Below are 13,589 nucleotides of genomic sequence, written 5' to 3'. Positions count from 1 at the left end.
GGCCACCCTAGCCTCGTTTGGAGAGGGTGTTGATGAGCTCCAAGGCATACGTTCTGAATATTTGCTGGGCGTTGCGCCGATTACGCAATCTTTCGAGAAGCCTAAACACCGGCGGTTCCTTGAACGGGAAATAGTTCAGCCGTGCTGACACGATTTGCGCATCAAATTTCTTCAGCTTCGGAGAACCTTCCTTTATGAAGAAGTAGTTGCCGTTGAGCAGCCCTCGGAAAATAGCCTTCGCATTCGGCAATTTTAGGAACTCGTCCTGCTTCGCCGACAGATGGCGGCAGGTATAGCCACTCTTGAAGAGCCGTGCAAGGAGTAGAAACATCTCATCGTGCTTTGACCGCGGCAGGTTCTTGTGCGTCAGTTCCAGCATGATTAGAGGCTGAAATTTCGCGATCGTTTCCATGGCACCTTCGAGAACCTCCGGTTCATGGCCCTCAACGTCTATCTTGATCGCATCGACACTTGTCAGACCGTTTTCCGCGACGACCCAATCGACCGTGTGGATGGGGAGAGTAACCTCGCCAAATTGACGTGCTCGACCAGTGTCGCTCATTCCACTCAAGCTTGGTTCGGACGACAGGCTGAAACTGGTCGTCCCATTGTGGCTCCCTATGCAGTAGTCGAACACGCGAACTTTGTCTGAAAGCGAATTCAACTGGATATTTTCCGAAAGAAGTTTTAGCGAACGGGCATCGGGCTCGAATGAATAAACCTTGCCTTTTCCTCCAAGAGCCAGACCACTGGCTACCGTATAAAGGCCGATATTCGCGCCGACATCCAAGATAACGTCGGTCGGTCTGATTGCACCGAGGAAGGCCCGCAGGTCTTGGACCTCGGTCATGACGCCGTAGTAGAAATCGCATCCCATGCGATCGCCCATGTTCACGTAGTATTTTGCTCCGTCAGACGCCTTAACGATTCGCCTGTCCAGGACACCCGTGGGATGTATCTGCTCCCTGAGGTTGCGGAGTTTGCGCGCATAGAATGCGTCGAAACGGGCAGATGTCTGCGCTTCAGGTATGAGCCGGTGCAATTCGCCCAGAATACCCTCATCCATGCCAATGTCGATGGGATCGAAGACGAAGTCATTCAGGCGCTCCTGATCTCCGATCCAAATTGCATGACTTCTGGACATGCCGGCATGGGCAGCGTTACCCAGCTGTTGCATGTTCAGGCTGCGAAGGCGTTCCCAGTCCTGATCCGGGGATACGAGCAGCGCCGTCATGGGTGTGCCTCCGGCGGCGGCGTCCGTGACAGTTTCAAGGAATATCCCGTTGACACCATCCTCGATGTAATCCGTCATCGTCGGTTGCTTCACCGAAAGAACAGTGCAGCCGCGCGCCATAGCCTCCAGGAAAGAGAGGCCAACGCCCTCGACAGGCCGCGGCGCTATCACGATGTTGGCACGGTGCACGAATTGGTCGGCTTCCGCTGGGTCATCGAAGAACGGCACCTCCACGACCGGAATGTCGACCGGAATGTCGCTTACCTGGTACCCCCGGTCCTCCGGGACACCCGGATCCAGACGGGGCTTGAAGTACAGCGTCTTTACATCGAGTTCCTTGCAAATCGTCGCAAGGACATCCGGCTTCACCAATCCAACCCTGTTCCAGTAATAAAGGATGTTGCCATCAGACCAGCTGATCTCGCCATCGGCTGGTACATCGGGGACATATTGAACCTCAAGCACCCGAAGCCCCGCCCTTCGGGCAGGTGCCGTGATTGATGGGCTATAGGAGATGATCTTGTAGTGCTTCGGAAGCCTTGCCCATTGCATGTGATTCATCTGCATCACGTTATTCCACATGGGAATCCAAGTAACGCGAGCATGAGGGTACTTCTTAAAATGATGATCCGGCGGCCGTTTTTGACAGAAAATGAACGCAGACTCGGCGTCGATATTTTTCCACTCGTCACGGATCGACTTGCCATCCCAGACAACCTCCACGACATCAGTACTGCCGCGGAGATAGTTGACGAATATGCGATGGAATGCCGGACTGGATGTCTTATGCCATTCAAGCATGTAGATGTATGTTGTCATATTCGCCTCAGATGCAGACACACCACCGCCTCTGCGGCAGCAAGATTTGAAGAACGGGCATCGGCGTCTTTCGAATGGACATCGAAGTAGATAGCGTCTGCGGACGTCTGCCTATTAGATAGCTGCCAGCCCGTTGGCCCATGCCGGTATATGGTCTCGGCGATTAGCTGACAGCCGGTACTCGAGATCAGCCTGTCCACCATCGCACCGTCAAAAACCTGGAGCCACCCATGATTCTTAAATTTGCCGAATGGAACCGTAATATAAAGATTGCCGTTGGTCCTTATGACGCGAGCTAACTCCGAGGCAACCTTCAAATAGTCATCAGCATTGTTTTCCCGGAACATATCGTTGCTGGTATACAGCTGCGTGTTGTCCATCCCCACGTGCTCAATCGTGGAAATACATATGGCGTTGTCAAAGGACTCGCTGGGCAGGGGAATCTCGCGGAGGTCAGCTTGTACTCGATCAACCGATCGCGCCTTTAGATCGAAGGTCATATCCTTGGCATCGAGCGCAATGAGGGTAACCGAATTCTGCTCGGAGATTCGTTCCCTTGCTGCTGGATATTTGAAGAAAGCGCACCCGGCGTCGAGAACGCTGTTGCCCGGCCCTAGACGCGACGCGACCCAGGGCAATTCAACGACCCTTTCATCGATTTTAAATCCGAAGTTATCGGGCAGCGGCAGGGAATTTTCAAAAGCGCTGAGTACGTCGGGTGACTTAAGGACGCTGGTGACGAGCGCACTCCGATATTTAGAATAGCCCTCCGACCAAGGGATGCGTCCGCCCTGCTCATAAGAATTGAACCTCACTCTCGCCGTAGTCTCGAGGACTGCTGGGCGTAGCAATTTTGCTATTTTGGCCAGAAGCGTCATTGAACCTCCGCAGGGTAGATGAACGGCGTTCGCCGAAGAATCCCATCGCAAATAACGTCGAGTCCAATATCACCGCCTGGCAACAACGTCTCGGCCGTCGGGGGCTCGATCTTGTACGGCGGCGATGCCTTGTCCTCGTTGACAAAATCCATCGGGATAAAGCGCCGGAAAAAGAAGTGATAGGCATATTTCCGCGCCCGGCTGACTTGGGCCTCGTTCATACGTGAATCCAAGGGAAGCTTTTCAAGTAAGCGCAGATAGTTTTCAGGAGTATCCGCATCGAGTGTCAGCCCCTTGTTTCGTATCCATGCCTCGCCGGCAACGATGACAGGGATGCCTTTCGCTGTCATCTCAACGCCGGTCTTAGTGCCGTAGATGATTACAGCATTCGAACCTTCGCAGAGGGAGTAGGTGCTGGCTTGGCTTTCAGGCGGGATGATAAACACATTGGCCGGAAGTTCCGGGAATAGCTTCCGTATTTCTTCAACAAGTGGCTGCTTAGACGGAATCGCCCCCCGCACTTCAGCAGGATGAATTCTAATGGCCAACTGAAGATCAGTCCGGGTGCCGAAATAAGCTATCGTTGCCTGAAGCCATTCCAGCATATCCTTGAAGGCGTTGGCCTTGTAATGCAGTTGAGCGTCCCAGAATACGTTGGTAAGCGCCGCGACTACTGGTTTGGTAAAGTCGATACCAATTTCATCCTCTATGGCTTTTAGTGAGTGCTGAGGCTGATCGTGAAACCAGATCCAGTCGCTCGTTCCGTACCAGCGACTCTTCAAATAGGCGTCGAGCTCTTTGTCCAGCTTACCGTCGAGTGAAATATTCTCCCAAACGGACGTAGGCTCTTCGATGAGCGTGTGGTGGTAAGTGTCGTCATGCGAAAATATGAAGCACTTGCTCTTGTACGCGACATTCCAAGTGACGACACGAATTGCGTTGCTGCGCGCAACGTCGGAGATCACTCCGTGTGGGACGTAGATGCCATGATTGTAGACAGCTACCTTCGGCTGCAGCACATTGATTACAGATTGCGTGACTTCTTGCGTAATGAGGGCGGCTTCGAAGTAGCGCCTCAAAACCGCCTCGCCCTCCGGTGTTGGCGGCAGGTGGCCTCGGGAAAAAAACCGGAGTGTGCCTGACAAGGCGTGCTGTCCGACATTGACGCCATGGTGTACGTAGTCCGGTATCTCATTGAGATCGATCCGATGAGCAAGATCGCGCAGTTCGCGGGCTCTGCTTGAGGAAAGATGATCGCTATATCGGATGATCGGCAGACCAAGTGGGTCAAGAAGTTTTGCGCCTCTTTTTATACAGCCAGGGCAGACCTTATCCTTCATCCTATAGTCGGTGACGATGTCAACGCTCTCGATCTTGCCTTGGTGAACCTGCAGACAGGTAGGCATCTGCGCATCGCAAATCAAATAATGCACACGCGCTCCGCGAAGCGTCAGCGCAATTCCCAGGAGGCTCTCAACCAACACACCGGCATGGAAGCCGCTGACCGTTGTAGCGATCAGCACAACGTCACCCTTCTTCGTTTCGGTAAGCGCCCGTTTCCAAAACTTCGTCGTAACCACGACATGCGGCCAGCCAAGTTCGCCGTCAGGGGCTGAGTCGCTGCGCGCGGTATGATAGAGACGGCTCAGATATCGGCGACAGCGAGAGATAAAACCTTTGATCATTTACGGGAACTCACGGTGATGCAGACGAAAGCTCGTGAGACACGAGCCGATCGATGATGTCGTCCAGACTCAACGTCGAAGTCCAACCCAATTGAGCTCTCGCTTTTGCGGGATTGGCGTGGCCTTCTGCAATGTCTGAGGGACGCCTAAACTCAGCAGACGTTTCCACATGTTCTTGCCATTCCAGCCCAAGCCGGCGAAAGGTCTTGTCCAGAAACTCTTCGAGACTATGGCTGCGACCTGTCGCGATTACATAATCATCAGGAATCTCTTGCTGAAGCATCAGCCACATGGCCTGAACATATTCGGGTGCCCAGCCCCAGTCTCGTGTAATTTCTATATTACCAAGCTTCAGCTTCTGTTTCGAACCTTGGGCAATTTTGCAGGCCGTAGAGACGATCTTCTTTGTGACAAATCGCTCGGGTCGCAAAGGTGATTCATGGTTGAACAGTATGCCTGTGCATGCAAACTGCCCGTAGGCGTCACGGTAGTTGGCCACCTCCCACTGCGCAGCGGCCTTGGCCACTGCGTAGGGGCTACGGGGGCGAAAAGGTGTGTTCTCGTCAGCCGGATGTCCACCGGTATTGCCGAAACATTCGCTTGAACCCGCATTGTAAAAGCGCATATCCAGACCGAGAAATCGGATGGCTTCCAGAATATGCAAAGTTCCAAAAGCAATGCTTTCCATCGTTTCGACGGGCTGCTCGAAAGATAAGCCGACAGAACTCTGGCCTGCGAGATTGTAAATCTCATGGGGCTGGAATCGCGATAGCGTCTGGAGCACGCTACGGAAGTCCGTCGGCGCCATCGAAACAAGTTGTACGCGATCCCTTAGTTCAAGCCGCTCAAGATTGCGAAACGATGCTGTCGCGGCATCTCGAGAGGTGCCTATAACCTCATAACCCTCGCGCAGTAGCAGATCGGCCAAAAACGTGCCGTCTTGCCCAGAGATGCCACAGATCAGAGCTTTTTTTGACGTCATTCAAACCAATCCGCGTGAGGTGCACCAACCTCACGCCCGTTTATTTCCTTGATCGACCGCCCAGCGAGGTTCGCAGATGGGCAAACTACTACGATAAGCTATGACCCTACTTTGATCGACATTGCTGCTACAGCCTCGACGATGGCCATTGCATCGAGGCCCAATGCGCCAAGAACTTGCGCATTTGTCCCACTTGGAGGGACATCACCTACGCCCAAGCAAACTACTGGCACGTTACCGCCCGTCTGCACCATCGCTCTGGCAATTGCGTCACCCTGTCCACCGATAACGTAGTGATTGTCAAGCGAGACTACTGCCCTGCAGCCCGAAACTGCCGACCGCAGCCATTCCGCGTCTACATGATTGAGCCATGGCAGGTTGATGACTTTGGCACTGACACCGTGCTTTTCAGCGAGCATTTTTGAGGCGGCGATCGCATTGCTCAGGAGCACCGGGCCGTAACCGATGATGGCGACGTCGTCTCCTTCGGCCAAGGTGAGTCCCCGGCCTTTTGTCGGCCGGTAGTCGGCCGGAAGCGAATACTCGACTTCCCAAGGTACCGAAATCAGCCGGATATAGCTGCTGCCAGGCGCTTCGTTCACGCACCAATCCAGAAGCAGACCAACTTCCGCATCGCAAGACGGCTCCACCAGCGCCATCCCAGGCATGGCTGCCAGCGCCGAGATATCTCGAACGGATTGATGCGAGTGCCCCGGGCCGCCGGGAACGACACCTGCAAGGGAGCCGACATAGATGATCTTCGTCTTTTCCGTGGCATTGTTGTAGATCTGCTCATTTGGCCGCGTCGACAGGAAGCACGCGAATGAGTGGACGATCGGCAGCAGGCCGTTCAGCGCCATGCCGCCGGCTGTAGAAACCATATCCTGTTCTGCGATACCGCATTCGACAAATCGATCGGGAAACTGCTCGCGGAATGGGATGAGGCCGGTATCCAGCACCAGGTCTGCGTCAAGGGCAACGAGGTTCGAATGCTTCTCAGCCTGTGCGATCAGAGCCTTGCTGTAGGCGGCAACCAGGCGCTGAGCCTTTTCCGACGGGGCCGCGGATGCAGGCCGCTCGAGCGTTTCAAACTCCAGCCCGGGGATACCGGCGCTGCTCAGATTGGCTTGCAGACGATCCATGATTTCCTGCGCGGCAGCGCGATAATTACTCGCATCAGGCGCGCCGCTGTGGAAGCGGTACATGGCCACATCGGAATCCAGTGACGTGTGCTCCATGAAGGAGACGCCCTTGCCCTTGACGGTATCGGCAACGATAACCTTCGGACGCGGATCGTCTTGGATGGCGGCCAGGGTGGCGGCAAAAGCAGCGATATCGTTTCCGTCACAGCGAGCGACACACCATCCAAACGCCCTGAGCTTTGCCTCAAGGTCACCAAGGTCAGACACGTTCTTCACGAAAGTGTCCGACTGCAGCTTGTTGTGATCGATGATGACCGTAATCTCCTGCAGCCCGGAATTGGCTGCCGAGACCAGGGATTCCCAGAACTGGCCTTCCTGAAGTTCGCCGTCGCCCGTCATCACGAAGATGCGCCCCGGGCGATTGTTCAGCCTGTTCGCAATCACCATGCCCTTGGCCTTGGAGACGCCCATGCCGAGCGAGCCGGTATTTGTCACCATGCCCGGGGTGCCGACGTCGGGATGGCCGGGCAGACCATCAATCTGGCGAAGTTTGTGGGTAAGCTCGAAATCGAGCTTACCGGCGCCAATCAGTGCCGCGTAATAGCCTGGCGCATCGTGCCCCTTGGAGCTGAAATAGACATCATCGCCCGTCATTCCTTCGAGGAGAAGCCAGCTGACGATATCGAGACTGCTGAAACTGCTGCCGATATGACCGGAGCCGGCCCGACCGATCATGTAGAGCGCGTTCAGGCGACACATGTCAGAAAATAGAGCTGCTCTTTGCTCGCGAGGCGCGTTGATCGCACGTACCCGCTGGAATTCCTTATATGGCAGGTAATAAAGGGTGCCTTCTACCGCTTGTCCTACGAGATCGCCCACGATTTACTCCGGTCTATTCAATAGGTTATAGGGGTTGATTGAGATATTTGGGAGAACCGCCGATTGCGTTGCCAGCAATCGCTCGGCCATCCACCAGTCGTCAGGTTCGTTGATATCGAAGCCTTGATAGCCTTGGCTGACGAAAGGGATGATCGATTCGCCGGCGATGCTGTTGCTTTCGAGCGGGACACGCGACCACGCAATCTCAAGGCTGGCATCCTGCGCATAGACTTCGGGCAGAGCCGCATACTGACTGCTGTGCCATGGCGTCGTGCCGATGCTAAATGGCATTAGCGGGAGCATCCTGTTCTCGCGTATGACCCACATCTTGCCGGGGTGCTGCTTGCATTTCTCGATTGCGCGAAGAGAATCTGCTCTTGGATCGGCCGTGAACTGCTGCCATGCGCGCTGGATCGTCTCTGGAAGACGAAACGGGCTGGTGGGGCGCAGAATGCTGAATATGTCGAACTCGCGCCCTTCGGCACGAAGTTGTTCCAGCATCCAAACCACCCATTCGATATCCGGCGATTTGTCGGTGGAGATCTCCGCGGCGCGCAGAAACGGCACTTCGGCGCCATAGTGGCGGGCGATGTCCGCATAAATCTCGCTGTCCGTTGCACAGATAACCGCGTCAAAAACACCGCTGTCGATGGCGGCGCGGATCGAATAGGCGATCATGGGATGGTCGGCCAGCGGCCGGACATTCTTGTTGGGTACCCGCTTTGAACCAGAGCGTGCGGGAATAAAGGCAACAGAGCGCGGTTTCGTCGTCATGATCAAAGCATCCCCGGGCGGACAAGGAAGGAGATGTTTTTCAGTTCCGAATACACATCGAGCGCCTCGACTCCAGGCTCGCGCGTGCCATTCCCGGACGACCCGAAGCCGCCGAACGGCATGTGCGGCTCGCTGCCATACGTACCCATGTTGACATTGGCGACGCCGGCTTTGACCCTTTGGGCGAACCACATCGCGCGATCGACGTTGCGGGTGTGCACAGCAGCGGTCAATCCGTATTCGGTGGCGTTTGCTACATCCAGCGCCTCGGTCATGCTGCCGACGGGATGGAGTGTCGTCACCGGACCGAAGACTTCCTTGCAACTGAGATCCGACGTGGTGGCAAGGCCATCGATAACTGTAGGCTCGACATAATAGCCTCCGGCCAACTCCGGTGCGTCCGGTGTGCGCGCCCCGCAAAGCACCTGGCCGCCTTGTTCTTTTGCGCGTTCGATGGCGGAAAGCACGGACTGCTGTTGGCGGAGGCTGACGAGCGGCCCGAGATCGCATCCGGCGGCAACACCCAGCTTGAGGCTTCTGGCCTTTGCGGTCAGTCGGTTCCGAAACTCTTCGTAGACCGATTTAAAGACCAGCATGCGGCTACCGGCGGCGCAGCGCTGGCCGGCATTGCTGAAGGCCGACAGCGTCGCCCAGTGCACCGCCTGATCGAGATCGGCGTCATCACAGACGACGAAGGGGTTCTTGCCGCCCAGTTCGAGAGAAATACGTGCGAGACGCTTTCCAGCGACTTCCGCAATCCTGCGGCCTACTCCGGTCGAGCCCGTGAAGCTGATAATGTCGACCCGCTCGTCTGTGACCAACGTCGAGCCAGCCGGCTCGCCACGCCCATGTACGACGTTGAATACGCCGTCGGGCAATCCCGCCTCCTTGGTCAGCTCGGCAAAGAGTTGGGCTATGCGTGGAGAGTCCTCGGCAGCTTTTAGAACCACCGTGTTGCCGCAAATAAGCGCAGGAAAAGTCTTCCATGCGATATTGGCGATCGGCGTATTTGCCGGCACGATCAGGCCGGCTACGCCACGAGGTTGGCGCACTGTGTGGCTGTATTTGCCGGGCGTGCCTGAGGTGAGCGACCGGGCGTATAGGCGCATACCCTCGCCGGCGAAATATTCCGCCTGCATGATCGCTCCGCCCGTCTCGCCTTTGGCGTCCTGGGGAGGTTTGCCGGTTTCAAGCGCAATGCATTCCGCCAGCTCATCGGAACGTCGCTTCATCAGGGCGACGATATCCATCAGAATCTGGCCGCGCTTTACGGGTGTAAGCTCCGCCCACGCTGCGAACGCCGAACGCGCTGCCGTTATCGCTTGCTCAACATCACCCTGCGAGGAGTCAGCCAGGTGATAAAGGAGTTCGCCACTGTGCGGATTGAATTTCTCAAGCCATCCTTCACTCGAGGCATGGCTGGCCCGGCCGTTGATCCAATTGAGAATGCGAAGCGTGGTCATGTTCAGATTGCCGTCCAGCCGCCGTCGATGATGAGATTAGAGCCCGTCATATATCGGGATGCAGGGCTCGCCAAGAATAACATAGCGCCGTTGTATTCATCGACGCTCGCCATACGACCGATCGGGATCCGGGTGCAGTAGACATCGAGGAAGTCCTGCTCCTGTTTGTTAAAGACGCCCGCGATCGTGAGCGAGTTCACGCGCACGTTGCGCCTCGCCCAATAAGTCGCCAGGTATCGCGTCAGATTCAGGATACCGGATTTCGATGCTGAATAGGCCACGGGTTTGAAGAAGACCTCTCCGCGCTTTCGGCGATATTCGTAGAGGCTCTGGTCGGGAGAAACGAGCCCATAAATGGAAGCGACGTTGATGATTGATCCCTTGCCGGCATTCGCCATCGCGGCGCCGAATACCTGGCATGAGAGATAGACGCCCTTGAGGTTCACGTCGATAACCTTGTCCCAAGACGCTTCCGGGTAGTCTTCAAACGGGCCGTTTTCCTCGGGCGGCGCGGAAGGCGGAGAATCGATAGCGGCATTGTTAATGAGGACGGTGGGGGTACCGAATCTACCGGTCACGTCCTGAAGCGCCTGCTCCAATGACGCCTTCTTGGTCACGTCCGCCGCACAAAACATGAAATGGTCGGGGTATTCGTCCTGCATCACGAGGCTGCCGGCAGAGGGACGGAGATCAAGGCCAATAACACGCGCATTGCGCGCAAGAAAAGCCTTGGCGTACTCGCCGCCCAGTTGGCCGGAAACACCGGTTACAAGGACGACGTCGCCGCTCACGTCAAAAAGTCCATCGACATTCATGATTGCCACCTCGTCTCGATGCAGGCCGCGCAGGCGGAGAGCGACTGGGCGCCGCTCGCCTCACCCGATCTGCCAATCCGTGGGTTCTTCGGGGACGTTCCGTATTGAGGCTCGGTGCGCATCCCGTTGACACCCCGGATCGGAAGCTCAGCCGAAATCGGAGTATTGAATGGGTTCACCCTTAGCAATATCCCGCTTCACGGTCTTTCCGAGAACCTTATTGCTCTCCCGCACAGGTATGTAATGGGTATTGAAAATGCGACCCGAAAGCTTATCCAGGGTCAGCTCTTCGCCGACGCGGATGTCCGAATATGCGATGATCGACTTGCCCAGCTTCTTGAACACTCTTTCGTTGCCGATCTCGTCCGCCGGCTTCTGGGGCATCATCGCGCGGACGCGCTTGATGTCACGCACGAACTTGCGGAAGCCATCGGGCTCCAGTGCAAAGCTGTGGTCGGTGCCCTTCCAGGCGCGGTTGAGGGTAACGTGCTTTTCGAACACGCGCGCGCCCTTCATGTAGGCAATCGGGCCTGACAACGTACCGTTGAAGTGATCGGACGAGCCGATGACACAATCCGGAAACTCCTTGATGAGAACCTCGATATTGTCCAGCCCAAGGCGGTTGTACTCGCACGGGTATTCGGAGACGCAGTGCAGGATGGCCAACTGATCGTGATGCTTCAACACGACCTCGACGCTGGACCGAATCTGTTCGATCTTGCCGCCGCCAATGCTCATGACAACGGGCTTACCGAGTTTCGCGATCCGATTGAGGAAGGGAAGGTTGCCAAGATCGAACGAAGCCACTTTCAACAGATCGACATCAATCTGCTGGAGGATCTCGAGGCTTGGCTCGTCGAAGGGTGTCGACATGAACTTCACGCCGTGCTTTTCGCAATCAGCCTTCAGAATCGGCAACCATTCCGGTTTTAGCTCGAGCTTCTCTCGATGAGCTCCGTAGGTTTCTGCAAAAGCATTTTCGCTGTCATACCCCGCCGCATAAGCATCCTCAGAAAAAAGGTACCTATTGTTGCGCGTCTGAAACTTGATCGCATCCGCGCCTTCGAATGCATAAATTCGAATATATTCCCGGGCGATATCCAGGTCTCCCTGATGATTTTGGCCCACTTCGGCAATCACGAAGGGCGATTCATCGAGAACATCTTTGCGAAACATTTTAACCTCTGTCGTTGGATTCTTCTGCAGCCAGCAAATTCGTTAGTCTGGGAGGATGCCCAGGCGGCACGCAGCGTCAATTTCCTGTGCGTCTCTCGGCCGCCGGGGTGTCGGATGCAACCTGGGTTTTAAGTTTGGCCGCCGAGTAAGGCCAGATAGTCCCTTCTTTCAATCACCCCATTTAGAGCGCCGCTACCGTTCGAAACAGCAACTGCCATCTGAGATCAATGGCTTTGGCCGGTCCGACGCGCAGGTAGGAAAGTTGGCAAAAGCCCAGATCAAGCTCGGCATCAGCCAATAGCGTCGGCTCGCAGAAATGACAAGCCGTTTCGTAACGTTTTACTCGTGTGATTCTGCGTGTGCAGGTTTGGGGAAGGCCGGACGGGACAGCAGCACAAAAATTTTCACGTACCGTGCCGTATCAAGGACGCTGGGTGTCGGCTTCGATCGCGTGGCCATTGGCGTCGAAAACTCAGTGAACAAGCCGTAGTTGCGTCGCAAAGCGTGCAGATAATGACCAACAGTGGAACGATCCGCTCAAAAATAGTCCAGCCTAACCTCTTCGCGCTGCCTGAAGGTTGTTCATTTACAATTCGCAGATGCGCGGATACAAGGCCCAGCAATTCGAAAGACAATCTACCTTGAGAGACATGTGACATGAAAAGAGCCCTCATCACAGGCATCACGGGCCAGGACGGCTCCTATCTTGCGGAGCTTCTCATCGAGAAAGGATATGAGGTACACGGCATCAAGCGCCGCACGTCCCTCTTCAATACCGACCGCATCGACCATCTCTACCAGGATCCACACGACACCAACCGCAGGCTTGTGCTGCACTACGGGGACATGACGGATTCATCGAGCCTCGTTCGCATCATCCAGCAGGTCCAGCCCGACGAGATCTATAACCTCGCGGCGCAGTCGCATGTCGCCGTCTCATTCGAAGAGCCGGAATATACGGCCAATTCCGACGCGCTCGGCGCGCTGCGCGTCCTCGAGGCGATCCGCATTCTCGGCCTTGAGAAGAAGACGCGTTTCTACCAGGCGTCCACCTCCGAACTCTACGGCCTGGTGCAGGAAATCCCGCAACGCGAAACGACCCCTTTCTATCCGCGTTCGCCTTACGCTGTCGCCAAACTCTACGCCTACTGGATCACGGTTAACTATCGGGAAGCCTATGGCATTTACGCCTGCAACGGCATCCTCTTCAACCACGAGAGCCCGGTGCGGGGCGAGACATTTGTGACGCGCAAGATCACCCGTGCGCTGGCGCGCATCAAGCTCGGCCTTCAGGACTGCCTCTATCTCGGCAATATGGACGCAAAGCGTGACTGGGGGCATGCCAAGGACTATGTCGAGGTGCAATGGCTGATGCTGCAGCAGGACGAACCGGAGGATTTCGTCATTGCCACTGGCGTCCAGTACAGCGTCCGCGAATTTGTCGACGCCGCGGCCCATGAGATTGGACTTCCAATCTCATGGAAGGGATCAGGCGCCGAGGAAAAAGGCTACGACGAGAACGGCCGCTGCATCGTCGCGGTTGACCCCCGATACTTCCGTCCCACAGAGGTCGAGACCCTGTTGGGCGATCCGTCGAAGGCGAAGGAAAAGCTCGGCTGGGAACCAAGGATAACATTTAAGCAGCTTGTTGCGGAAATGATGCGCGAGGATCTTAAGTCCGCAGAGCGGGACGAACTCGTGAAACGCCACGGCTTCTCCGCATACGACTATCACGAGTGATC

10 protein-coding genes are annotated in these 13,589 nt (G+C 55.9%); 1 reads left to right on the top strand and 9 read right to left on the bottom strand.

Going from position 1 to position 13,589, the window contains the following annotated elements; all coding sequences use genetic code 11:
* Positions 1-7: 7 nt before the first annotated feature.
* The 9 genes from AB8B31_RS02490 to AB8B31_RS02450 form a co-directional block, all read right to left on the bottom strand.
* Positions 8-2,053 carry an FkbM family methyltransferase gene (locus AB8B31_RS02490; protein WP_131702199.1) on the bottom strand — a complete coding sequence of 682 codons (2,046 nt, stop codon included), beginning with the start codon at positions 2,051-2,053 and terminating at the stop codon, positions 8-10.
* Complete coding sequence (locus AB8B31_RS02485; protein ID WP_131702200.1) at positions 2,050-2,931, bottom strand: class I SAM-dependent methyltransferase; 882 nt, start codon at positions 2,929-2,931, stop codon at positions 2,050-2,052. Before AB8B31_RS02485 ends, AB8B31_RS02490 begins: the two co-directional genes overlap by 4 nt.
* Positions 2,928-4,616, bottom strand: a complete 1,689-nt coding sequence (locus tag AB8B31_RS02480) for a capsule biosynthesis protein (RefSeq protein WP_245515190.1) — start codon at positions 4,614-4,616, stop codon at positions 2,928-2,930. The genes AB8B31_RS02485 and AB8B31_RS02480 overlap by 4 nt, the downstream gene beginning before the upstream one ends.
* A gap of 10 nt (positions 4,617-4,626) precedes the next feature.
* Positions 4,627-5,598, bottom strand: a complete 972-nt coding sequence (locus AB8B31_RS02475; RefSeq protein ID WP_062942528.1) for a GDP-mannose 4,6-dehydratase — start codon at positions 5,596-5,598, stop codon at positions 4,627-4,629.
* Between the two features lie 98 nt (positions 5,599-5,696).
* The gene (locus AB8B31_RS02470) at positions 5,697-7,619 is read right to left on the bottom strand and encodes a transketolase C-terminal domain-containing protein (protein WP_131702201.1); all 1,923 of its coding nucleotides are present in this window, start codon (positions 7,617-7,619) and stop codon (positions 5,697-5,699) included.
* 3 nt (positions 7,620-7,622) lie between these two features.
* Positions 7,623-8,393, bottom strand: a complete 771-nt coding sequence (locus AB8B31_RS02465) for an acylneuraminate cytidylyltransferase family protein (RefSeq protein ID WP_131702202.1) — start codon at positions 8,391-8,393, stop codon at positions 7,623-7,625.
* 2 nt (positions 8,394-8,395) lie between these two features.
* Complete coding sequence (locus tag AB8B31_RS02460) at positions 8,396-9,856, bottom strand: aldehyde dehydrogenase family protein (RefSeq protein ID WP_131702203.1); 1,461 nt, start codon at positions 9,854-9,856, stop codon at positions 8,396-8,398.
* A 2-nt stretch (positions 9,857-9,858) separates the two neighbouring features.
* The gene (locus AB8B31_RS02455; RefSeq protein ID WP_131702204.1) at positions 9,859-10,671 is read right to left on the bottom strand and encodes an SDR family oxidoreductase; all 813 of its coding nucleotides are present in this window, start codon (positions 10,669-10,671) and stop codon (positions 9,859-9,861) included.
* A 147-nt stretch (positions 10,672-10,818) separates the two neighbouring features.
* On the bottom strand, positions 10,819-11,847 hold the full coding sequence (locus tag AB8B31_RS02450) for an N-acetylneuraminate synthase family protein (protein ID WP_131702205.1): 1,029 nt from the start codon (positions 11,845-11,847) through the stop codon (positions 10,819-10,821).
* A gap of 657 nt (positions 11,848-12,504) precedes the next feature.
* On the opposite strand from AB8B31_RS02450, the gene gmd reads away from it, so the two are divergent.
* On the top strand, positions 12,505-13,587 hold the full coding sequence (gene gmd / locus AB8B31_RS02445; protein WP_131702206.1) for a GDP-mannose 4,6-dehydratase: 1,083 nt from the start codon (positions 12,505-12,507) through the stop codon (positions 13,585-13,587).
* Positions 13,588-13,589: the final 2 nt, after the last annotated feature.

This window comes from Rhizobium sp. 62_C5_N11_2, assembly GCF_051811185.1.
Taxonomy (GTDB): Bacteria; Pseudomonadota; Alphaproteobacteria; order Rhizobiales; family Rhizobiaceae; genus Rhizobium; species Rhizobium leguminosarum.
This window is presented reverse-complemented; position numbering and strand designations above follow the sequence as displayed.